We start from the raw sequence: 20,452 nt of genomic DNA on the forward strand, positions 1-20,452 counted from the left end.
CGGGTCCCGTGCTGCGTGGGACCCGGGCATCCGGGGGTGTGCGCTACTGCGAGACGCGCACGTAGTCGATCAGCATGCGCTGCGGGAAGACCGTGCTGGCGTCCGGTGCACCGGGCCAGTCACCGCCCACCGCGTTGTTGAGGATGATGTAGAACGGGTGGTCGTACACCCACGGGCCCCGGGTGGACTCCACCGTCGCCTTGTCCGCGGTGAAGAAGGCGTGGCCGTCCACCGAGAAGGTCATGTGGCTGGAGTCCCAGTCCACGGCGTAGGTGTGGAAGTCGTTCGCGAAGTCCGAGCCCGCGATCTGGTACGGCTGGCCGTAGCCGTTGCCGCCGTTGTAGGCCGGCGCGTGCAGCGTGGAGTAGACCGAGTCCGGGACCTTGCCGACGTGCTCCATGATGTCGATCTCACCGGAGTTGGGCCACGGGGTGCCGGTCTTGAAGTTGGAGCCCAGCATCCAGAAGGCGGGCCACAGGCCCTGGGTGCCGGACACCTTGATCCGCGCCTCGACGTGCCCGTAGGTGAAGTTGAAGTGGTCCGAGGTGTTGATCCGGCCCGAGGTGTACTGGTGGCCCTGGACGTTCTCCTTCCTGGCCTCGATGACCAGGTTGCCGTTGCCGTCCATCGAGGTGTTGTCCCCGTTGGTGTAGTACTCCAGCTCGCCGTTCTGGCCGCCGCCGACGTCCTGGGTCCACTTGCCGGTGTCCGGCTTGGTGCCCGTGGCGCCGTTGAACTCGTCGCTCCACACCAGGTGTTCGGGGTTGCCCGGGTTCGGCGGCAGGGCGGGCGGCGCGGTGGGGTTGCCGCCGGTGCCGTAGACGTCGAAGGTCCACAGCGAGTAGCCGTAGCCGTTGCTGCGCGCGGTGCCGTACATCCGCACGTAGCGGCCGTTGCCGTCCACGGTCAGGGTCTCCTTGAAGCCCTTGCCCGTGGTGGTGGAGTAGATGCTCGTCCAGTTGGTGCCGTCGGGCGAGGTCTGGATCTGGTACGCCGTCGCGTAGGCCGGGTCCCACTGGAGCACGACCTTGGTGATGTGCGCGGTCGCGCCCAGGTCCACCGCGATCCAGCCCGGGTCGACCCAGCCGTTGGTGTCACTGGTCGCCCAGCGGGTCGCCGGGTCCTCGTCGAACGCCTTGGACGGGGTGCAGCCGGTGCAGCTGTTGGCGTCCTGGTACGTCGAGGAGGTCGCGGGCTTGTTGTACGACAGGAGCTTCGCGCCGTCGGTCGGGGGAGTGGTGGTGCCGCCGGTCGTACCGCCGTTCGCGGCACCGCCGTTGCCGCCGGTACCGCCGGTGAAGACCTGGAACTCCCACAGCGAGTAGCCGTACTGGGTGGCGCGCTGGGTGCCGTACATCCGCACGTAGCGGCCGGTGCCGGTGAGCGTGATCAGCTCGGTGGCGCCGGGTCCGGTGGTGGTGGAGTACGCGTTGGTCCAGCTGGTGCCGTTGTCCGAGACCTGGATCTGGTAGGCCTTGGCGTAGGCGTTCTCCCAACTGAGCTGGACGCCGCAGATGTTCTGCGACGAGCCGAGGTCGACCTGCAGCCACTGCGGGTCGGCGGCCGCGCTGGACCACCGGGTGCCGTTGTTGCCGTCCACGGCGGAGGAGGCCGGGGTGCCGGCGTTCTCGGTCGAGGAGGCGGTCGCGGTCTTGTTCAGCGCCGCGTTCGTGGTGCTGCAGGCGGCGTTGCCTGTGCCGGTGCTGCCGTAGACCTGGAACTCCCACAGCGAGACGCCCCACTGGGTCGCGCGCTGGGTCGTGTTGATCCGGACATAGCGCCCGGAACCGTTTACGGAAAGTGTCCCGTTGCCACCGGTCGCGGTGGTGGTGGAGTAGACGGTGGTCCACGTGGTGCCGTTGGCCGAGGTCTGGATCTGGTAGGCCGTGGCGTAGGCGTTCTCCCAGTTCAGCGTGACCTGGGTGATGTCGGAGGTCGCGCCGAGGTCGACCTGCAGCCACTGCGGGTCGGCGGCGGCGCTGGACCAGCGGGTGCCGGTGTTGCCGTCGACCGCGGCCGAAGCGGGGGTGCCGGCGTTCTCGGTCGAGGACGCGGTGGCGGTCCTGCCCTGCGAGAGCAGGGTGCCCGCGGCCTTGGCCTGGCTCTGGGTGACCGCGAGTGCGAACGCCGCGAGCACGGCGGCGACGAACGCGAAGACGAGGGAGCGGGGTATGCGTCTGGACAGCTGTGGGGGGTTGCCGGTCACGGCGTCTCCTGGGTGCGTGTGAGAGCGCTCTCTGGTTGCTGTGATGATTACGGCGCTGTTGCTGACCCGTCAAGAAAGTGAACGAGATTGGTACTACTGTTTCGGCGCGTTCCGGCTTGCCGTCGATCTCCGAACGATCAGCGAACTCCTTGCCCGTAAAGGTGAGTTATGCGGCATCTCGTTGCGTGCAATGTCTTGACACGCCGTCCGGTGCCGCCGGCCCCATGGCTCCGGGGGTGTGAACCCGCCTTCCCCCGACGTGCCGAACGGCCGTGACGGGCTCCTTCGTGCCTAGGCTGTGCCGGGCCAGCGAGATCGCCAGGAGCGGGAAAGGTCATGGATGCCCGACGTTCCAGAACCCATGGTCAAGCTCGTCCGGTGGTCGGCGGAGCCGGCCTCGGCGCAGATCCTGCGGTCCACGGCGGCCTCCGTCATCTCCTATGTCGTCGCCGTGTGGCTGCTGCCCAACCCGGCCCCGCTGACCGCGCCGCTCACCGCGCTGCTGGTGGTCCAGGTGACGCTGTACTCCACGCTCACCACCGGGATCAGCCGGGTCAACGCGGTGGTCGCCGGCGTGCTGATCGCCATCGGCTTCAGCGCGCTGGTGGGCCTGAGCTGGTGGAGCCTCGGCCTGATCATCCTCACCTCGCTGCTGATCGGCAGGTTCGTGCGGGCCGGCGAGTTCGAGATCGAGGTGGCGATCAGCGCGATGCTGGTCCTCGGGGTGACGCAGGTGGCCAACACCGCCTGGGACCGGATCTGGGAGACGCTCATCGGGGCGGGCGTGGGGCTGCTGTTCAACCTGCTCGCGCCGCCGGTGTGGGTGCAGCCGGCCGGTGAGTCGATCGAGTCGATGGCCCGCCGGATGGGCCGGCTGTTCCGGGACATCGGCGGCGAGGTCGCCGGGCATCTGCCGGTCGCCCACGCCGCGTCCCGGCTGCACGAGGCCCGCCGGCTCGACCACGACATCGCCGAGGTGGACGCCTCGCTGCGGCAGGCGGAGGACAGCCTGCGGTGGAATCCCCGGGTGCGCGAGGGAGCGCTCTCCCGGATCGTGCTGCGGACCGGTCTGGACACCCTGGAGATCTGCGCGGTCGTCCTGCGGGTGCTGTCCCGCACCCTCACCGACCTCGCCAAGCACCGCACCGACGAGCCGCTGTTCCCCGACGACGTGTCGGATCAGCTGGAGCAGCTGTTCGACCACATCGCCTATGCGATCGAGAGCTTCGCGGTGGTGATCACCAGCCAGGTCTCGGCCAGCGCGGAGACCGCGGAGGAGCGGCTCACGAAAGCGCTCGCCGACAGCGAGCAGAGCCGGGACCGGATCGCCGACCTGCTCCTGGTGAAGGTCCAGGAGCACCCCAGGCAGTGGCAGCTGCACGGCGCCCTGCTGGCCGAGGTGGACCGGATCCTGGACGAGCTGGGGCTGGAGAAGCGGTCGGAGCGGCTGGTGGAGGAGCTGGACAAGACCGGCCGGGAGCTGACCGAGCGTTACCCGCGGCTGGCCCTGGTCAAGCGCCGGCTGGGCGACATCGGGCTCTACCGGCGCTCGTCCGCGGCCGTCCGCGACGCCTTCAAGTAACCCGCCGCCGGCGCCGCAAGGAAAACGCTCTCCGGCGCCGCACGGGCCGCGCCGCGAGCGCGGGTGCGCCAACTCGCTTCCCCCGCACACGAATCGTTGCCTTCCGAGGCGTAGACGCCGCCGTAGCGCGTCTGTAACACTCTGCCAACACGTACGCAAATATTGAGCAGAACAACGATGGATCTGCATGGGATGAGCGCAACTTCACATGCTCATCCCGCACGTTTCGGATAGCCCGTCTCGCCCTTCCCCTGATCTTCCCCACACGACACAGAGGGACGTTATGAGAACGAAGCGCTCGATCCCACGGCTGACAGCGGGGGTGGTCGCCACCAGCCTGCTGCTGCTCGGCGGCTCCGCCCTGCCGGCCGTGGCCGCGGGAGTGCCGGACCTTGCCGCAGGCAGGGCCGCCTCGGCCAGCAGCACCGGCGGCGGCAACACCGCCGACCGGCTCAACGACGGCGACCAGAACTCCTACTGGGAGAGCTCGGGCACCGCCCTGCCCCAGTGGGCGCAGGTCAACCTGGGCAGCAGCACCCTGATCGACAAGGTGCAGCTCAAGGTGCCGGCGTCCTGGAGTGCGCGCACCGAGACCCTGTCGCTGCAGGCCAGCGACGACGGCACGCTGTTCTCCACGGTGGTCGGCTCGAAGGCGTACACCTTCACGCCGGCCAAGGACAACACGGTCACCATCAGCTTCCCGGCCACCCAGGCGCGCTACCTGCGCGCCGACGTGTCCGCGAACTCCGCGGGCAGGACCGCCCAGCTCTCCGAGATGACCGTGCAGGCCGCCGCGGCCGCCACCGACAACCTCGCCGCGGGCAAGCCCACCGCCGAGTCCGGCCACGCCGACGTCTACGGCTCGGGCAACGCGGTCGACGGCAACGCCAACTCCTACTGGGAGAGCGCCAACAACGCCTTCCCGCAGTGGCTGCGGGTCGACCTGGGCTCCGCGGTGCCGGTCAACAAGGTGGTGCTCAAGCTGCCGCCCGCCACCGCGTGGGCGACCCGCACCGAGACGCTCGCCGTCCAGGGCAGCACCGACGGCACGACCTTCAACGACCTGGTCGCGTCCACGGGCTACACGTTCAACCCGTCCACCGGCAACACGGTGACGATCACCTTCAACACCGCCACCACGCGCTACGTCCGGCTGAACATCACCGGCAACACCGGCTGGGCGGCCGGCCAGATATCCGAGTTCGAGGTGTACGGGCCCGCCACCGGTGACGTCACCGCGCCCTCCGCGCCGGCCAACCTGGCGTACACCCAGCCCGCCTCCGGCCAGGTCAAGCTGACCTGGAGCGCGGCCACCGACGACACCGGCGTCACCGGCTACGACGTCTACGCCAACGGCCAGCTGCGCACCTCGGTCGCCGGCAACGTGCTGACGTACACCGACAGCCAGCCCGACACCGCGACGGTGTCGTACTACGTACGGGCCAAGGACGCCGCGGGCAACCAGTCGGCGAACAGCAACACCGTGACCCGTACCGGCACCTCCGGCGACACCCAGGCGCCCACCGCGCCGGCCAATCTGGCGTACACCCTGCCCGCCTCCGGCCAGGTCAGGCTGACCTGGAGCGCGGCGAGCGACAACACGGCCGTCACCGGTTACGAGGTCTTCGCCAACGGCAGCAAGATCGCCACGACCGGCGGCAGCACCCTCAGCTACACCGACAGCCAGCCCGACACCGCCACCGTGGCCTACTTCGTCCGCGCGATCGACGCGGCGGGCAACGAGTCGGGCAACAGCAACACGGTGACCCGCAACGGCACCACCCCGCCCACCGGCGGCACCAACCAGGCGGTGGGCAAGCCGATCACCGCCACCTCCACGGTGCAGACCTTCGTCGCGGCCAACGCCAACGACGACGACGTCACCACCTACTGGGAGGGCAGCGGCACCAGCTCGCTGACCGTCTCGCTCGGCGCCAACGTCGACACCGGCTCGGTCGTGGTCAAGCTCAACCCCAGCTCCGCCTGGGGCCCGCGCACCCAGACCATCGAGGTCCAGGGCCGCGAGCAGAGCGCGAGCGGCTTCACCCAGCTGGTCGCCCCCAAGAGCTACGCCTTCGACCCGGCCTCGGGCAACACCGTCACCATCCCGGTGACCGCCCGGGTCGCCGACGTCCGGCTGGTCTTCAGCAACAACTCCGGCGCCGGCGGCGGCCAGGCTGCCGAACTGCAGGTCATCGGCGTGCCGGGACCGAACCCCGACCTCACCGTGACCGGGCTGACCGCCTCGCCCGCGGCGCCGGTCGAGACCGACCCGATCACGCTCAGCGCGACGGTGAAGAACATCGGCACCAACGCCTCGCCGGCCAGCAACGTCAACCTCTACCTCGGCACCGTCAAGGTCGGTACCGCGAACGTCGGCGCGCTGGCGGCCGGCGCGAGCAGCACCGTGACGGCCGGCATCGGCGCCAAGGACGCGGGCAGCTACCAGCTCACCGCGAAGGTCGACGAGGCCGGCACGGTCGTCGAGCAGAACGAGACCAACAACTCGTACACCAACCCGACCGCCCTGGTGGTCAAGCCGGTCGACACCTCCGACCTGGTCGCCTCCCCGGTGGCCTGGTCGCCGGGCAACCCGTCGGCGGGCAACGCCGTCAACTTCTCGGTGGCGATCAAGAACCAGGGCACCGTCGCCGCGGCGTCCGGTGCGCACAACGTCACCTTGACGGTGGCGGACGCCACCACCGGCAGCGTCGTCAAGACGCTCACCGGCTCCTACAGCGGCGCCATCGCGGCCGGGGCCACCACCAGCCCGGTCAGCCTGGGCAGCTGGACGGCCGTCAACGGCAAGTACACGGTCAAGACCGTGATCGCCGCCGACGCCAACGAGCTGTCGGTCAAGCAGGCCAACAACACCAGCACCCAGTCGCTGTTCGTGGGCCGCGGCGCCAACATGCCGTACGACACCTACGAGGCCGAGTCCGGCGTGCTGGCCGGCGGTGCCACGGTGCTCGGGCCGAACCGCACCATCGGCGACCCCGCGGGCGAGGCCTCGGGCCGCAAGGCCGTGCATCTGGCGTCCAACGGCGCCTCGGTCGAGTTCACCACCCTGAACAGCACCAACACCCTGGTGACCCGGTTCAACATCCCGGACGGCACCGACTCGACGACCCTTGACATCTACGTCGACGGCACCTTCCTCAAGACCATCAGCCTCACCTCGAAGTTCGAGTGGCTGTACGGCGACGAGGCCAGCCCCGGCAACTCGCCCGGCGCCGGCGCCCCGCGGCACATCTACGACGAGGCCAACGTGCTGCTCGGGACGACCGTCCCGGCCGGCCACAAGATCCGGCTGCAGAAGGACGCGGCCAACTCCGCGGCCTACTACAACATCGACTCCGTCGACCTGGAGCAGGCCACCGCGATCGCCAACCCGGACCCGGCGAAGTACGTCGTGCCGGCCGGCTTCACCCAGCAGGACGTGCAGAACGCGCTGGACGCCGCACGGCAGGACACCACCAAGCTCGGCGTCTACCTGCCCGCGGGCGACTACCAGACCGCCAGCAAGTTCAACGTATACGGTCGCGCCATCAACGTGCTCGGCGCCGGCCCCTGGTTCACCCGCTTCTACACCCCGACCGGGCAGGAGAACACCGACTCCGGCTTCCTGGCCTCCGCCAGCGGCACGAAGTTCAGCGGCTTCGGGATCTTCGGCAACTACACCAGCCGCATCGACGGCCCCGGCAAGCCGTGGGACCTGACCGGCGTGTCCGACATGACCATCGACAACGTGTGGATCGAGCACACCATCGTCGGTGTCTGGGGCACCAACGTCGACAACTCGACCATCACCAACCTGCGCATCCGCGACACCTTCGCGGACGGTGTGAACCTGACCAACGGCAGCAGCGGCAACACGGTCAGCAACATCGAGGCCAGGTCCACCGGTGACGACAGCTTCGCGCTCTTCCCGGCGACCGACCACTCCAGCGAGCAGGAGGTCAACAACACCTTCCAGAACCTGACGGTGAAGAACGTCTGGCGCGCGGCGGGCCTCGCGGTCTACGGCGGCGGCGGCAACACCTTCAGCAACCTCTACATCGCCGACAGCCTCACCTACCCGGGCATCACCATCGGGTCGCTGCAGTTCGGCGGCATCCCGGCGCTCGGCTTCGAGTCCTCACCGGGGACCACGTTCTCCAACATCTCGCTGGCCAGGGACGGCGGCCACTTCTGGGGGCAGCAGGCCTTCCCCGCGCTGTGGATCTTCTCGGCGGAGTTCAAGCTCCAGGGGCTGCGGCTCAACGACGTGGACATCACCGACCCGACGTACGCGGGAGTGATGTTCCAGACCAAGTGGAACGGCAGCACCTCGCTCAACCCGATCAGCGACACGGTCTTCACCAACCTGTCGGTGACCGGCGCCCACAAGAGCGGCGACGCCTTCGACGCCAAGTCGGGCTTCGGGCTGTGGGCCAACCCGCTGCCCGAGCCGGGACAGGGTCCGGCCGTCGGCTCGGTGACCGTCAACGGGCTGCACGAGAGTGACAACGCGGTCGACATCCAGAACACCACGTCCACCTTCACCATCAACGTCAACAACTAGGGCCGCAGGCCAGGGGCGGTGCCCGCGTTCGAATCCTGAACGCGGGCACCGCCCGCTGCCCGTGACGGACCGTGAGTCCGGCAAACCCGTCTTCAGTTGATGAACGTGGGGGCCTTGACGGGGCATTGGTCTAGTCCTACGGTCACCGATGCGCCGATATTCAGGTCGGCGTCCACCGTTCATTCATCTGAATGGCGGTTCGGGCTGTCCGCTACCGGAAGGCCTCCCCCCCATGCAAAGACCGCGCATCGAGCTGAAGAGACTCGGCGCCCTCACCGCAGTCCCCGCCCTGGCGGCCGGCCTGCTGCTCGCCGCCGGCGCCCCCGCGCACGCCGCGGCCAACCCAGGACCCGGCTTCCCCGCCCAGTACGCCGCGCCCTACGCCGAGGTGTGGAACTCGCCGTCGGCGCTGACCAACGCCAAGAGCGCCACCGGCATCAAGTACTTCACCCTCGCCTTCGTCATCGACGGCGGCGGGTGCAACGCCACCTTCAACGGCGACACCTCGATCACCGACGCGAGCTGGACCTCGGCCATCAACAGCCTGCGGGCCGGCGGCGGCGACGTCATCGCGTCCTTCGGCGGCGCCTCCGGAACCGAGGAGGCCCTCGCCTGTACGTCGGTCTCCGCGCTGGAGACGCAGTACCGGCGGGTCATCGACGGGCTCAACCTGACCCGGGTCGACTTCGACATCGAGGGCGGCGCGCTCGACAACACCGCCGCCAACGACCGCCGCAACACCGCACTGGCCGACCTCCAGCAGAGCTACGCCGCCCAGGGCAAGCGCCTGGACGTGCAGTACACCCTGCCGGTCAGCCCCGGCGGCCTGGAGTCCAACTCCATCAGCCTGCTGAACAACGCCAAGAGCCACAACCTGAACGTCAACCTCGTCAACATCATGACGATGGACTACGGGTCCGCCATGGACATGGGCAACGCCGCCATCAGCGCGGCCCAGGGCCTGCACGGCCAGCTCGGCCAGATCTGGAACACCAAGACCTCCGCCCAGCTGTGGGCGATGGAGGGCAACACCCCGATGATCGGGGTCAACGACACCTCCAGCGAGGTCTTCTCCACCTCGGACGCCACCGACGTGGAGAACTTCGCCAAGGCCAACGGCATCCAGGAGCTGTCCTTCTGGGCGCTCGGCCGCGACAAGGCCTGCGCCACCAACGGCGGCTCGGCGCAGAGCGGCTGCAGCGGTACCTCGCAGTCCGCCTGGCAGTTCTCCGCCGTCTTCAACGCCGTCACGGGCGGCGGCACCACCCCGCCGCCGACCGGCGGCAGCGGGCCGATCACCTCCGGATACGCCGGCAAGTGCGTCGACATCGCGGCCGCAAGCAGCGCCAACGGCACCGCCGTCCAGCTCTACGACTGCAACGGCACCAGCGCGCAGAACTGGTCCGCCGGCTCCGGCGGCACCCTCCAGGCCCTCGGCAAGTGCATGGACGTCGCGGCGGCCGGCACCGCCAACGGCACCAAGGTGCAGATCTACGACTGCAACGGCACCGGCTCCCAGGTCTGGCAGAAGGGCACCGGCAACACGCTGGTGAACCCGCAGTCCGGCAAGTGCCTGGACGCCACGGGACCCAGCTCGGCCAACGGCACCCGGCTGCAGATCTGGACCTGCGCGGGCGGCACCAACCAGCAGTGGACGCTGCCGTCCTGACGGGAGGGCGGCAGCGGTGAGACGCCCGGCGCCGGGCGGGTCGGCGGACCCGTCCGGCGCCGGAGCACGTACCGGAGCACGTACCGGAGTGCATATCCGCCCTCTCGCGGCGGTCATCGGCGAAGATCGGATCATCAGGCCGCCCGACGGGGCCTCGCGCCCCGCGGCCGGCACCGCCCCGCGCCGCGAGGAGTCCCATGAACACCGCAGAACTGCTGGAGGACGGCTACGGCCGGATCAAGGAGGCCGTCCACGAGGCCGTCGAGGGCCTGACCGCCGACGAGCTGGCCGACCGCCTCGACCCGGCGGCCAACTCCGTCGGCTGGCTGGTCTGGCACCTCACCCGGGTCCAGGACGACCATGTCGCCGGCGTCGCGGGCCGCCCGCAGACCTGGACGCAGGAGGGCTGGGACGAGCGTTTCGACCTGCCCTTCGACTCCTCGGAGATCGGCTACGGGCAGAGCTCCCACCAGGTGGGCGAGGTCACCGTGGCCTCCGGCGACCTGCTGACCGGCTACTACGACGCGGTCCACGAGCAGACCCTGGCCTTCCTGCGCGGCCTGACCGACGCGGACCTCGACCGGATCGTGGACCGCCGCTGGAGCCCGCCGGTGACGCTGGGCGTGCGGCTGCTGAGCGTCGTCAACGACGACCTCCAGCACGCCGGGCAGGCCGCCTTCCTGCGCGGGCACCTGCTGCGCCGCCGCGGCTGAGCGGGGCGTCCGCGGTACTCGTCCGACAGGCCGCGGGCACCCGCCCGATGCTAGAGTTACTTAACCTAAGTTAATTAACTGACCCGGGCGGGGTGTGAAGGGCCTGATGGCGACGGACGACGCGACCAAGCGAATACAGCGGCGGGCACCGCGCATCGCGGCCGACCATCCGCACTACAAGTGGGTGGCGCTGTCCAACACCACCCTCGGCATGCTCATCGCCACGATCAACTCCTCGATCGTGCTGATCTCGCTGCCCGCGATCTTCAACGGCATCAGGCTCGACCCGCTCCAGCCGGGCAACGTCAGCTACCTGCTGTGGATGCTGATGGGCTACATGCTGGTCACCGCGGTCCTGGTGGTCACGCTCGGCCGGCTCGGCGACATCCTGGGCCGGGTCAAGATCTACAACGCCGGCTTCCTGATCTTCACCGTCACCTCGGTGATCCTCTCCGTCGACCCGCTGCACGGCGGCGGCGGAGCGCTGTGGCTGATCGGCTGGCGGGTCGCCCAGGCCGTCGGCGGGTCCATGCTGATGGCCAACTCGGCGGCGATCATCACCGACGCCTTCCCGGCCCGGCAGCGCGGCATGGCCCTCGGGGTGAACATGGTCGCCGGCATCGCCGGCTCCTTCATCGGCCTGGTCCTCGGCGGCCTGCTCGCCGAGTGGAACTGGCGCTCCATCTTCTGGGTCAACGTGCCGATCGGCATCGTCGGCACCGTGTGGGCGTACCGCTCGCTGCACGAGACCGGGATACGCCGCCCGGCGAAGATGGACTGGTGGGGCAACATCACCTTCGCGGTCGGCCTGACCGCGCTGCTGGCCGGCATCACCTACGGCATCCAGCCCTACGGCGGCCACACCATGGGCTGGACCAACCCCTGGGTGCTCGCCGGGCTGTTCGGCGGCGTCGCGACGCTGGTCGCCTTCTGCCTGATCGAGAACAAGGTCGCCGAGCCGATGTTCCCGCTCAAGCTGTTCCGCAACGCGGCCTTCGCCGGCGGCAACGCTGCCACCCTGCTGGGCTCCATCGCCCGCGGCGGCCTGCAGTTCATGCTCATCATCTGGCTGCAGGGCATCTGGCTGCCGCTGCACGGCTACAACTACGCCGACACCCCGCTGTGGGCCGGCATCTACCTGCTGCCGCTGACCGTCGGCTTCCTGGCCGCGGGACCCGTCGCCGGCGCGCTGTCCGACCGCTACGGCGCCCGGCTCTTCGCCGCCTCCGGCTTCGTGGTGATGGCCGGGTCCTTCGCCGGGCTGCTGCTGATCCCCACCGACTTCAGCTACTGGGTCTTCGCGCTTGTGGTCTTCCTCAACGGCCTCGGCGGCGGCCTGTTCGCCGCGCCCAACACCTCGATCATCATGGCCAGCGTGCCCGCGGAGTCCCGCGGCGCCGCCTCCGGCATGCGCGCGACCTTCCAGAACGCCGGCATGGTGCTCTCCATCGGCGTGTTCTTCTCGCTGATGGTCGCGGGCCTGGCCCGCTCGCTGCCGCACACCCTCAGCTCCGGCCTGACAGCCCAGGGCGTGCCCGCGGCCAACGCCCACGCGGTCGCCAACCTGCCCCCGGTCGGCACCCTCTTCGCGGCCTTCCTCGGCTACAACCCGATCCAGCAGCTGCTCGGCCCCGACCTGCTCGGCAGGCTGCCCGCGGCCAACGCGCACACCCTGACCGGCCGGGAGTTCTTCCCGCACCTGATCTCGGGTCCCTTCCACGACGGCCTGGTCGTGGTGTTCGCCCTGGCGATCGTGATGTCCTTGGTCGCAGCAGGGGCGTCGCTGATCCGCAGCCGCCGCACCGGCACGGACAGCTGACCGCGGCACACCCAGGAGGCGCCCCGCCATGACCGACACCGACGGGCGCGGGGCGCCCTCCTCGACGGCCGTGCCCCGGCTGCGGCTGGTCATCGCCCGGCTCTACCGGCAGCTGGCGCAGGCCTCGGGCGACGACCTCAACCTCACCTACGCCCAGCTGTCCGCGCTGGCCAGGACCCAGGAGCACGGCCCGCTGCGGATCGGCGAGCTGGCCGCGCACGAGCAGGTCGCGGCGCCCTCGCTGACCCGTACGGTGGCGCCGCTGGCCGCCGCCGGCCTGGTCAGCAAGCAGCCCGACCCCTCCGACCGCCGCTCCTGGCTGGTCACCATCACCCCGCAGGGCGCCGACCTGCTCGGCCGCATCCGCCGCGAGCGCTCCGAGCTGCTGGCCCGCCGTATCGCCAGGCTCGACCCCGGCCAGCTCGACGCGCTGCTCGCGGCCCTGCCCGTACTGGAGCAGCTGCTGACCGAACCGGAGCCGGAAGGCGACCCCGATCCCGCGCCCGGGGCCGACTCGCCCGGGGCCGACCGGGCCTGACCGGTCACTGCCGGCGCGCGCCGCTGGTGCCCGGCTCCAGCGGCGGAGCCGAGAAGCCGCAGTTCGCCCGGCACTCCGGCAGCACCCCGGTAGCGCCCTCCTCCTCGCCCAGCCCGCCCTTCGGCACCAGCGTGAAGGCCAGCAGCGCCGCGAGCAGGCACAGCCCCGCGCAGATCAGCATCGACGAGCTGAAGGCGTCGTTGACCTTCTGCGGCGAGCGGTAGGCCTGGTCGGAAAGGCCCACCGCGAGCGGCAGCGCGGCGACGATCAGCAGCTGCGCCACCCGGGCCGCCGCGTTGTTCACACCGCTGGCGATCCCGGCGTGGTCCACGTCCACCGACGCCAGCACCGTGGCCGTCAGCGGCGCCACGAACAGGCTCATCCCCAGCCCCTGCACCACCACGGCGGGCAGCACGTCCACCCAGTACGACGAGGAGTCAGGACTGAGCCTGATGAGCAGCAGCAGCCCTGCCGCCGTCACCAGCGGCCCCACCGTCAGCGGCAGCCGCGGCCCGATCCGCTGGGCCAGCGCGCCGGCCGGCGCCGACAGCAGCAGCATCAGCACCGTCACCGGCAGCGTCGCCAGCCCCGCCCGCAGCGCGCTGTAGCCGGCCGCGATCTGCAACTGCACCGGCAGGATGAAGAACACCCCGCCGATCGCCGCGTACAGACACAGCGTCACCACGTTTATCGAGGTGAACAGCCGGGAGGAGAACACCGACAGCGGCAGCATCGGATGCTCGCGGCTGCGCTCGGTCCGCACGAAGGCCACCCCGCAGGCGACCCCCGCCACCGCGGGCAGCGCGACCGACGTCCACGACGGATGGCTCGACGCGGCGATCAGCGCGTAGGTGATGCCGGCCAGGCACAGTGCGGCCAGCGCCGCGCCGCGCACGTCGAAACTGCCGGTCGCCGTACGGTCGCGGCTCTCCGGTACGTGGCGGACCGCGATGGCCACCACCGCGGCGGCCAGCGGCAGGTTGACCAGGAAGATCCACCGCCAGCCGGGGCCGTCGACCAGCCAGCCGCCGAGGAACGGGCCGACCGCGCCCGCCACCCCGCCCAGGCCCGACCAGGCGCCGACCGCCTTGGCCCGGTCCTCGGGCCTGAAGGTCGACTGCACCAGCGCCAGCGAACCCGGCGTCAGCAGCGCACCGCCCACGCCCTGCAGAGCCCGGGCGGCGATCAGCACCCCGCTGCCGGGCGCGGCCCCGCACGCCGCGGAGGCCAGCGCGAACCACACCACGCCGATGACGAAGACCTTGCGGCGCCCGTAGCGGTCGCCGAGCCCGCCGCCCAGCAGGATCAGGCCGGCCAGCGTCAGCAGATAGCCGTTCACCGTCCACTGGAGGTCCGCAAGTGTGGCGCCGAGGTCCTCGCCGATCCGCGGAAGTGCGATGTTCACGATGGTGCCGTCGAGCAGCGCCATCCCGGAGCCGAGAACGGTACAGGCCAGTACCCAGCGGCCGGTTGCGGACGCCAGCGGTACACCGGCGGCGGACTCGGAAGGCATAGCCGCACTCTATGGTGTCCGGCCCGGTGGCCGGGGGTAGGCCCCCCGCGGGAGCGTCGTGGCTCGCGAGGGCGGTGCGGTGCGACGACGCGGGCCCGGCACGGACAACAATGGACGCGCAGGACGAAGCAAGCCGTAGCGAAGGAGACGAGGATGCCGCACCAGCGTGCCGGGACACCGGCTCGGCCGGAGGACCTGGTGGACGTACCCCGCCTGATCACGGCGTACTACGCGCTGCACCCCGACCCGGCCGACCCCGGGCAGCAGGTGGCGTTCGGCACGTCGGGCCATCGCGGCTCGTCGCTGGACACCGCGTTCAACGAGGACCACATCGCCGCCACCAGCCAGGCGATCTGCGACTACCGCAGCGCGCAGGGCACCACAGGCCCGCTCTTCCTCGGCGCCGACACCCACGCGCTGTCAGAGCCCGCCCGGGTCACCGCCCTTGAGGTCTTCGCCGCCAACGGCGTCACGGTGCTGCTGGACGAGAACGACGGCTGGACGCCGACCCCCGCGGTCTCGCACGCCATCCTGGCCTTCAACAACGGCCGCACCGGCAACCTGGCGGACGGCGTCGTCGTCACCCCGTCGCACAACCCGCCGGCCGACGGCGGCTTCAAGTACAACCCGCCGACGGGCGGCCCCGCGGCCTCCGACGCCACCGGCTGGATCCAGGACCGGGCCAACCAGCTGATCGCCGACGGCCTCAAGGGCGTCCACCGGATCAGCTACGCGCGGGCGCTGGCCGCGCCCACCACCGCCCGCTACGACTTCCTCGGCCGCTACGTCGACGACCTGCCCGCCGTGCTCGACCTGGTGGCGGTGCGCAGGGCGGGAGTGACGATCGGCGCCGACCCGCTGGGCGGCGCCTCGGTCGAGTACTGGGGCCGGATCGCGGAATGGCACGGCCTCGACCTGACGGTGGTCAACCCGCAGGCCGACCCGACCTGGCGGTTCATGACGCTGGACTGGGACGGCAAGATCCGGATGGACTGCTCGTCGCCGTACGCGATGGCCTCGCTGATCGCCCGCAAGGACGAGTACGCCATCGCCACCGGCAACGACGCCGACGCCGACCGGCACGGCATCGTCACCCCGGACGGCGGGCTGATGAACCCCAACCACTACCTGGCGGTCGCCATCGGGTACCTGTCGGCGCACCGCGAGCAGTGGCGCCCCGACCTGGCGATCGGCAAGACGCTGGTGTCGTCCTCGATGATCGACAAGGTCGTCGCCGACCTCGGCCGGCCGCTCACCGAAGTCCCGGTCGGCTTCAAGTGGTTCGTCGACGGGCTGCGCGGCGGCACCCTGGCCTTCGGCGGCGAGGAGTCGGCCGGCGCGTCCTTCCTGCGGCGCGACGGCGGCGCCTGGACCACCGACAAGGACGGCATCCTGCTGGCGCTGCTGGCCGCCGAGATCACCGCGGTCACCGGACGTACGCCGTCCGAGCACTACAACGACCTCACCGAGCGCTTCGGGTCGCCCGCCTACGCCAGGATCGACGCGCCCGCCGACCGCCGGCAGAAGGCCGTACTGGCGAAGCTGTCGGCAGGCCAGGTACCGGCCAGGGAGCTGGCAGGCGAGCCGGTCACCGCGGTGCTCACCGAGGCGCCGGGCAACGGAGCGGCGCTCGGCGGCATCAAGGTGTGCACCGACAACGCCTGGTTCGCCGCCCGCCCTTCCGGCACCGAGGACGTCTACAAGATCTACGCCGAGTCCTTCCTCGGCGCCGACCACCTCGCCGAGGTGCAGCAGGAGGCGCAGGCGATCGTCGGCGCCGCACTCGGCAGCTGACCGCGGCCGTATCGCCGGGGGTCCCGTGCGCGGGACCCCCGGCGGCGGTCAGGCCAGCTGGGCGGCCTGCAGGCCCGCGTACGCGCCGCCGCCGCGCAGCAGTTCGGCGTGCGAGCCGATCTCCGCGATCCGGCCCCCGTCGAGCACCACGATCCGGTCGGCGTTCCTGATGGTGGACAGCCGGTGCGCCACCACGAAGACCGTACGGCCGCGCACCAGGCGGGTGAGCGCCTGCTGCACCAGCGCCTCGGAGCGCGAGTCGAGCGCCGAGGTGGCCTCGTCGAGGATCAGCACCCGGGGGTCGCGGATCAGCGCCCGGGCGATCGCCAGCCGCTGCTTCTGCCCGCCCGACAGCCGGGCGCCGCGCTCGCCGACGACCGTGTCGAGGCCGTGCGGCAGCCGGTCGATGAACTCCAGCGCGTTGGCGTCCCGCAGCGCCGCCCGCACCCGCTCCTCCGGCACGTCGTCCATGCCGTAGGTGACGTTCTCGCGGATGCTGCCCTCGAACAGGATCGACTCCTGCGGTACCACGGAAAGCCAGCTGCGGTAGTCGCGCAGATCCAGTGTCTCCATGTCGACACCGTCGAGCAGGATGCTGCCCTCGGTCGGCCGCAGGAAGCCGATCACCAGGTTCAGCACGGTCGACTTGCCCGCTCCCGAGCCGCCGACCAGCGCGATCGTCTCACCGGGCCGCACATCCAGGTCGAAGCCGCTGACCGACGGCCGGTCCGCCTCCGGGTAGGTGTGGCCGACGCCGCGGAACTCGAACCGCCCCAGCACACCGGCCACCGGCGCCTTGCCGTTGTTCTGCTCCAGGTCGGGCGCCTGCAGCACCTCGCCGATCGAGCGGACCGACTCCAGGCCCTTGCCGATCTGCGGGGTCAGGGTCAGCAGCGTGGTGACCGAGCCGGTGAGGCTGGAGAAGTACGCGCTGAGCATCACCACCGTGCCGGGCGTGATGCTCAGCCAGCCGTAGTACGCGACCAGCGCCGAGCCCGCCAGGCAGGCGACGCCGATCGCGTTGAGCAGGATCCAGGCCAGCGAGCCGAACCAGCCGTTGAGCCGGTCCAGCCGCAGGCCGGCGTGCAGCACCTCGCCCAGCGTGCGGTCCACCCGGTGCAGCGCGGTGTTCTCCAGGCCGTGGGCGCGGGTGATCGGGATCAGCGCGGTCATCTCGTTGACCCGCGAGGACAGTTGCTCGACCTGCTGGCGGAAGGACTCGTTGCGTTCCCGCAGCCGGCGCCGCAGCTTGACCACCAGGACGGCGGAGGCGGGCACCACGACCATGTAGACCGGCAGGAAGGCCGGCGCCTGGATGCCGATCACCACCAGCCCGCCGGTCAGCGTGGCTATCGCGGCCAGCCCGTTGTCCGCGGTCTGCTGCGCCGCGGTCTCGATCGCCTCGACGTCCCTGATCACCTTGGCCTGCAGCACACCGGCGCTGACCCGGGAGTGGTAGCCGATGGACAGCTGCTGCATCCGGTGGCAGAGCGCGGTCCGCAGCCGGGTGCCGGTGCGGCGGATGGAACCCTGCATGCAGCGGACGTACGCCATGTGCAGCGGCAGGTTGAGCACCAGGATCACCAGCAGCACGGCGGAATTCCACCACAGCACGGAGATCGGGCGGTGCTGGACGACGACGTCCACGACGTTGGCGGTGATCAGCGGCAGCAGCCACACCGGGGTGTGCTTGCCGAAGAACGCGGCGACGGCCAGGGCGACCCGGCGCCGGTCGGGGTGGAAGAGGTAGAGGAGGGTTCTTACGGGGTGCTCGCCACGGTAGCGGTGGCTGAGCGTGCCTTGCGGCAACGCCATTGCAGGCTCCTCGAATCACGTCTTCGCGGTGATGCGGTTAAGTGCGGTTCCGGGCGCACCGATCGGCACCTCGGCGCTGAGGTGCTGAAGGCGTTCATGTGCGCGCATCCACCCTATGGCCCGGGCGGCCTGCGGCGCCCGGGCCTTTACCGGCGGGACCCGCTGGTCGGGGAGCCGCCCGCGGTCACATCACCACGACGGAGCGCAGCACGTCGCCGGCCTGCATGCGGGTGAAGGCGTCCTCGATCTCGTCGAGCGCGATGGTCTCGCTGACGAACGCGCCCAGGTCGAGCCGCCCCTGGAGATGCAGGTCGATCAGCATCGGGAAGTCGCGCGAGGGCAGGCAGTCGCCGTACCACGACGACTTGAGCGCGCCGCCGCGGCCGAAGACGTCCAGCAGCGGGATCTCCAGCTGCATCTCCGGGGTGGGCACCCCGACCAGCACGACGGTGCCGGCCAGGTCCCTGGCGTAGAACGCCTGCCGGTAGGTCTCGGGGCGGCCGACCGCCTCGATCACCACGTCGGCGCCATGGCCGCCGGTCAGCCCGCGGATCGCCTCGACGGGGTCCCGGTCACGGGAGTTGACGGTGTGGGTGGCGCCCAGGGCGGAGGCGGTGGCGAGCTTGCGGTCGTCGAGGTCCACCGCGATGATCCGGGCGGCGCCGGCCAGCCGGGCGCCGGCGACCGCCGCGTTGCCCACCCCGCCGCAGCCGATCACCGCGACCGAGTCGCCGCGGCCGACCGCACCGGTGTTGACCGCCGCGCCGATCCCGGCCATCACCCCGCAGCCGAGCAGCCCGGCCACCGACGGCGACACCGACGGGTCGACCTTGGTGCACTGCCCGGCCGCCACCAGGGTCTTCTCCGCGAAGGCGCCGATACCCAGGGCCGGGGTCAGCACCGTGCCGTTCGCGGTGGTCATCTTCTGCCGGGCGTTGTGGGTGTCGAAGCAGTACCAGGGCCGCCCGCGCCGGCACGCCCGGCACCGGCCGCACACCGCACGCCAGTTGAGGATCACGAAGTCGCCGGGCGCAACCTCGGTGACGCCGTCCCCGACCTCCTCGACCAGGCCGGCGGCCTCGTGCCCGAGCAGGTAGGGGAAGTCCTCGCCGATCCCGCCCTGCCGGTAGTGCAGGTCGGTGTGGCAGACCCCGCACGCCTGGACCCGCACCACCGCCTCGCCGGGACCCGGGTCAGGCACCGTGACCGTCTCGATCCGCACCCGCTCGCCCTTGCCGGGCGCGAGCACCCCGCGGACTTCCTGTGCCATGGCTGAGCCCTCCTTCGCGACGTCCCACCGCCGACCATAGGCGCCGGGGACGCCCCTTCGGCAGTACGCGGCGGCGGCCGACCGGGTGGTGCCGCGCCCGCCGGACGTGCCGGGCGCGGGCGGCCGCCGCGAACCCCGCGGTCAGCGCCGGGCGGTGGCCCTGGCCCTGCGGTAGAGGACCGTGCCGCCGAGCAGCAGCGCCAGGCTGCCGCCGACCGCGGTGCCCACGCCCTCGGCGCCGGTGTGCGCCAGCGTCGGCGCCGCGGGAGCGGCGGGCGACACCGGCTCGGGAAGGTCGGCGGGCGGTGCCGGGATCGGAGCGTGGGCCGGCGGGGCGGGCGGCGCGTCGTCGTTGACCGCGGTGTTGCCGAAGGACGGGTTGCCGATGCCGACCACGTTCACCGAGTTGCCCGACACGTTCAGCGGCAGGTCGACCGGCAGCTGCAGCCCGTTGCCCGACAGCACCCCCGGGGAGCCGTGCGTGCTGCCCGCGGCGTGCGCGCCGCCGCCCGAGCGGCTGCCCGCCGCGGCCGCCGACTCGTCGGCCGCGGCACCGGCGTGCCGGGCCGGGCGGGCGGCGCTCTTGGACCCGGACGCGCCGGACGTCCCCGACACCGAGGACGTGGCCGACGAGGACCGGTTGGCGCACGCGTTGCCCGACACCGGGTTCAGCAGGCCGACGACGTTGATCGTGTCCCCGCACACATTCACCGGCACATGCACGGGAACCTCTACCGAATTGCCCGACAGGACTCCCGGCGAACCCGCGGTGTCCCCTTCGGCGGCCGCATCGGCCTGCGCGTATCCCGCGGAGGCGAGTACGCCGCCGGCGACCATCGCGGAGACAAGTCCCTTTCGGGCGAGCCTGTTCATACGATTCCTGCCTTCCGGACATCATCACGGGCCGTATGCCCGCACCGTGACAACGCCCCGGAGGGCCAATCGGGTCATGCCGCCGGGCAATTTCAT

The 20,452-nt window shown here is 71.0% G+C and carries 12 protein-coding genes; 7 read left to right on the top strand and 5 right to left on the bottom strand.

All coding sequences use genetic code 11. The annotated features are described in order from the left end of the window. Window positions 1-43: 43 nt before the first annotated feature. The gene (locus NFU81_RS17085; protein WP_422665224.1) at window positions 44-2,137 is read right to left on the bottom strand and encodes a discoidin domain-containing protein; all 2,094 of its coding nucleotides are present in this window, start codon (window positions 2,135-2,137) and stop codon (window positions 44-46) included. A 409-nt stretch (window positions 2,138-2,546) separates the two neighbouring features. Here NFU81_RS17085 and NFU81_RS17090 point away from each other — a divergent pair, with 409 nt between their 5' ends. The 6 genes from NFU81_RS17090 to NFU81_RS17115 all read left to right on the top strand — a co-directional run bounded on the left by NFU81_RS17090 (window position 2,547) and on the right by NFU81_RS17115 (window position 13,091). Then, entirely contained in the window at window positions 2,547-3,788 is a 1,242-nt protein-coding gene (locus NFU81_RS17090; protein WP_251490601.1) for an FUSC family protein, read from the top strand. A gap of 283 nt (window positions 3,789-4,071) precedes the next feature. Next, window positions 4,072-8,352, top strand: coding sequence for a galactose-binding domain-containing protein (locus NFU81_RS17095; protein WP_251490603.1), 4,281 nt, complete (start codon window positions 4,072-4,074; stop codon window positions 8,350-8,352). A 232-nt stretch (window positions 8,353-8,584) separates the two neighbouring features. Then, the gene (locus NFU81_RS17100; protein WP_251490607.1) at window positions 8,585-10,021 is read left to right on the top strand and encodes an RICIN domain-containing protein; all 1,437 of its coding nucleotides are present in this window, start codon (window positions 8,585-8,587) and stop codon (window positions 10,019-10,021) included. 197 nt (window positions 10,022-10,218) lie between these two features. Beyond that, window positions 10,219-10,734, top strand: a complete 516-nt coding sequence (locus NFU81_RS17105; protein ID WP_251490609.1) for a mycothiol transferase — start codon at window positions 10,219-10,221, stop codon at window positions 10,732-10,734. A gap of 211 nt (window positions 10,735-10,945) precedes the next feature. Beyond that, a complete protein-coding gene (locus tag NFU81_RS17110; RefSeq protein ID WP_251490818.1) occupies window positions 10,946-12,553 on the top strand; it encodes an MFS transporter in 1,608 nt (535 codons plus the stop codon). Between the two features lie 28 nt (window positions 12,554-12,581). After that, complete coding sequence (locus tag NFU81_RS17115; protein WP_251490611.1) at window positions 12,582-13,091, top strand: MarR family winged helix-turn-helix transcriptional regulator; 510 nt, start codon at window positions 12,582-12,584, stop codon at window positions 13,089-13,091. Window positions 13,092-13,095: 4 nt separating this feature from the next. On the opposite strand, the gene NFU81_RS17120 is transcribed toward NFU81_RS17115, so the two are convergent. After that, a complete protein-coding gene (locus NFU81_RS17120; protein WP_251490613.1) occupies window positions 13,096-14,604 on the bottom strand; it encodes an MFS transporter in 1,509 nt (502 codons plus the stop codon). A 153-nt stretch (window positions 14,605-14,757) separates the two neighbouring features. Here NFU81_RS17120 and pgm point away from each other — a divergent pair, with 153 nt between their 5' ends. Beyond that, window positions 14,758-16,398 carry a phosphoglucomutase (alpha-D-glucose-1,6-bisphosphate-dependent) gene (gene pgm / locus NFU81_RS17125; protein WP_251490615.1) on the top strand — a complete coding sequence of 547 codons (1,641 nt, stop codon included), beginning with the start codon at window positions 14,758-14,760 and terminating at the stop codon, window positions 16,396-16,398. Window positions 16,399-16,446: 48 nt separating this feature from the next. On the opposite strand, the gene NFU81_RS17130 is transcribed toward pgm, so the two are convergent. The 3 genes from NFU81_RS17130 to NFU81_RS17140 all read right to left on the bottom strand — a co-directional run bounded on the left by NFU81_RS17130 (window position 16,447) and on the right by NFU81_RS17140 (window position 20,356). Next, entirely contained in the window at window positions 16,447-18,213 is a 1,767-nt protein-coding gene (locus tag NFU81_RS17130) for an ABC transporter ATP-binding protein (RefSeq protein ID WP_251490618.1), read from the bottom strand. A 184-nt stretch (window positions 18,214-18,397) separates the two neighbouring features. Next, window positions 18,398-19,483 carry an S-(hydroxymethyl)mycothiol dehydrogenase gene (locus NFU81_RS17135; protein WP_251490621.1) on the bottom strand — a complete coding sequence of 362 codons (1,086 nt, stop codon included), beginning with the start codon at window positions 19,481-19,483 and terminating at the stop codon, window positions 18,398-18,400. 141 nt (window positions 19,484-19,624) lie between these two features. Next, window positions 19,625-20,356, bottom strand: a complete 732-nt coding sequence (locus tag NFU81_RS17140) for a chaplin (RefSeq protein WP_251490624.1) — start codon at window positions 20,354-20,356, stop codon at window positions 19,625-19,627. Window positions 20,357-20,452: the final 96 nt, after the last annotated feature.

Source organism: Actinacidiphila cocklensis, assembly GCF_907177275.1.
Classification (GTDB): domain Bacteria; phylum Actinomycetota; class Actinomycetes; order Streptomycetales; family Streptomycetaceae; genus Actinacidiphila; species Actinacidiphila cocklensis.

Coding starts and splice junctions, on each gene's coding strand:
- NFU81_RS17090 (WP_251490601.1), top strand. CDS start 2,547: ATGCCCGACGTTCCAGAACCCATGGTCAAGCTCGTCCGGTGGTCGGCG.
- NFU81_RS17095 (WP_251490603.1), top strand. CDS start 4,072: ATGAGAACGAAGCGCTCGATCCCACGGCTGACAGCGGGGGTGGTCGCC.
- NFU81_RS17100 (WP_251490607.1), top strand. CDS start 8,585: ATGCAAAGACCGCGCATCGAGCTGAAGAGACTCGGCGCCCTCACCGCA.
- NFU81_RS17105 (WP_251490609.1), top strand. CDS start 10,219: ATGAACACCGCAGAACTGCTGGAGGACGGCTACGGCCGGATCAAGGAG.
- NFU81_RS17110 (WP_251490818.1), top strand. CDS start 10,946: ATGCTCATCGCCACGATCAACTCCTCGATCGTGCTGATCTCGCTGCCC.
- NFU81_RS17115 (WP_251490611.1), top strand. CDS start 12,582: ATGACCGACACCGACGGGCGCGGGGCGCCCTCCTCGACGGCCGTGCCC.
- NFU81_RS17120 (WP_251490613.1), bottom strand. CDS start 14,604: ATGCCTTCCGAGTCCGCCGCCGGTGTACCGCTGGCGTCCGCAACCGGC.
- pgm (WP_251490615.1), top strand. CDS start 14,758: ATGCCGCACCAGCGTGCCGGGACACCGGCTCGGCCGGAGGACCTGGTG.
- NFU81_RS17130 (WP_251490618.1), bottom strand. CDS start 18,213: ATGGCGTTGCCGCAAGGCACGCTCAGCCACCGCTACCGTGGCGAGCAC.
- NFU81_RS17135 (WP_251490621.1), bottom strand. CDS start 19,483: ATGGCACAGGAAGTCCGCGGGGTGCTCGCGCCCGGCAAGGGCGAGCGG.
- NFU81_RS17140 (WP_251490624.1), bottom strand. CDS start 20,356: ATGAACAGGCTCGCCCGAAAGGGACTTGTCTCCGCGATGGTCGCCGGC.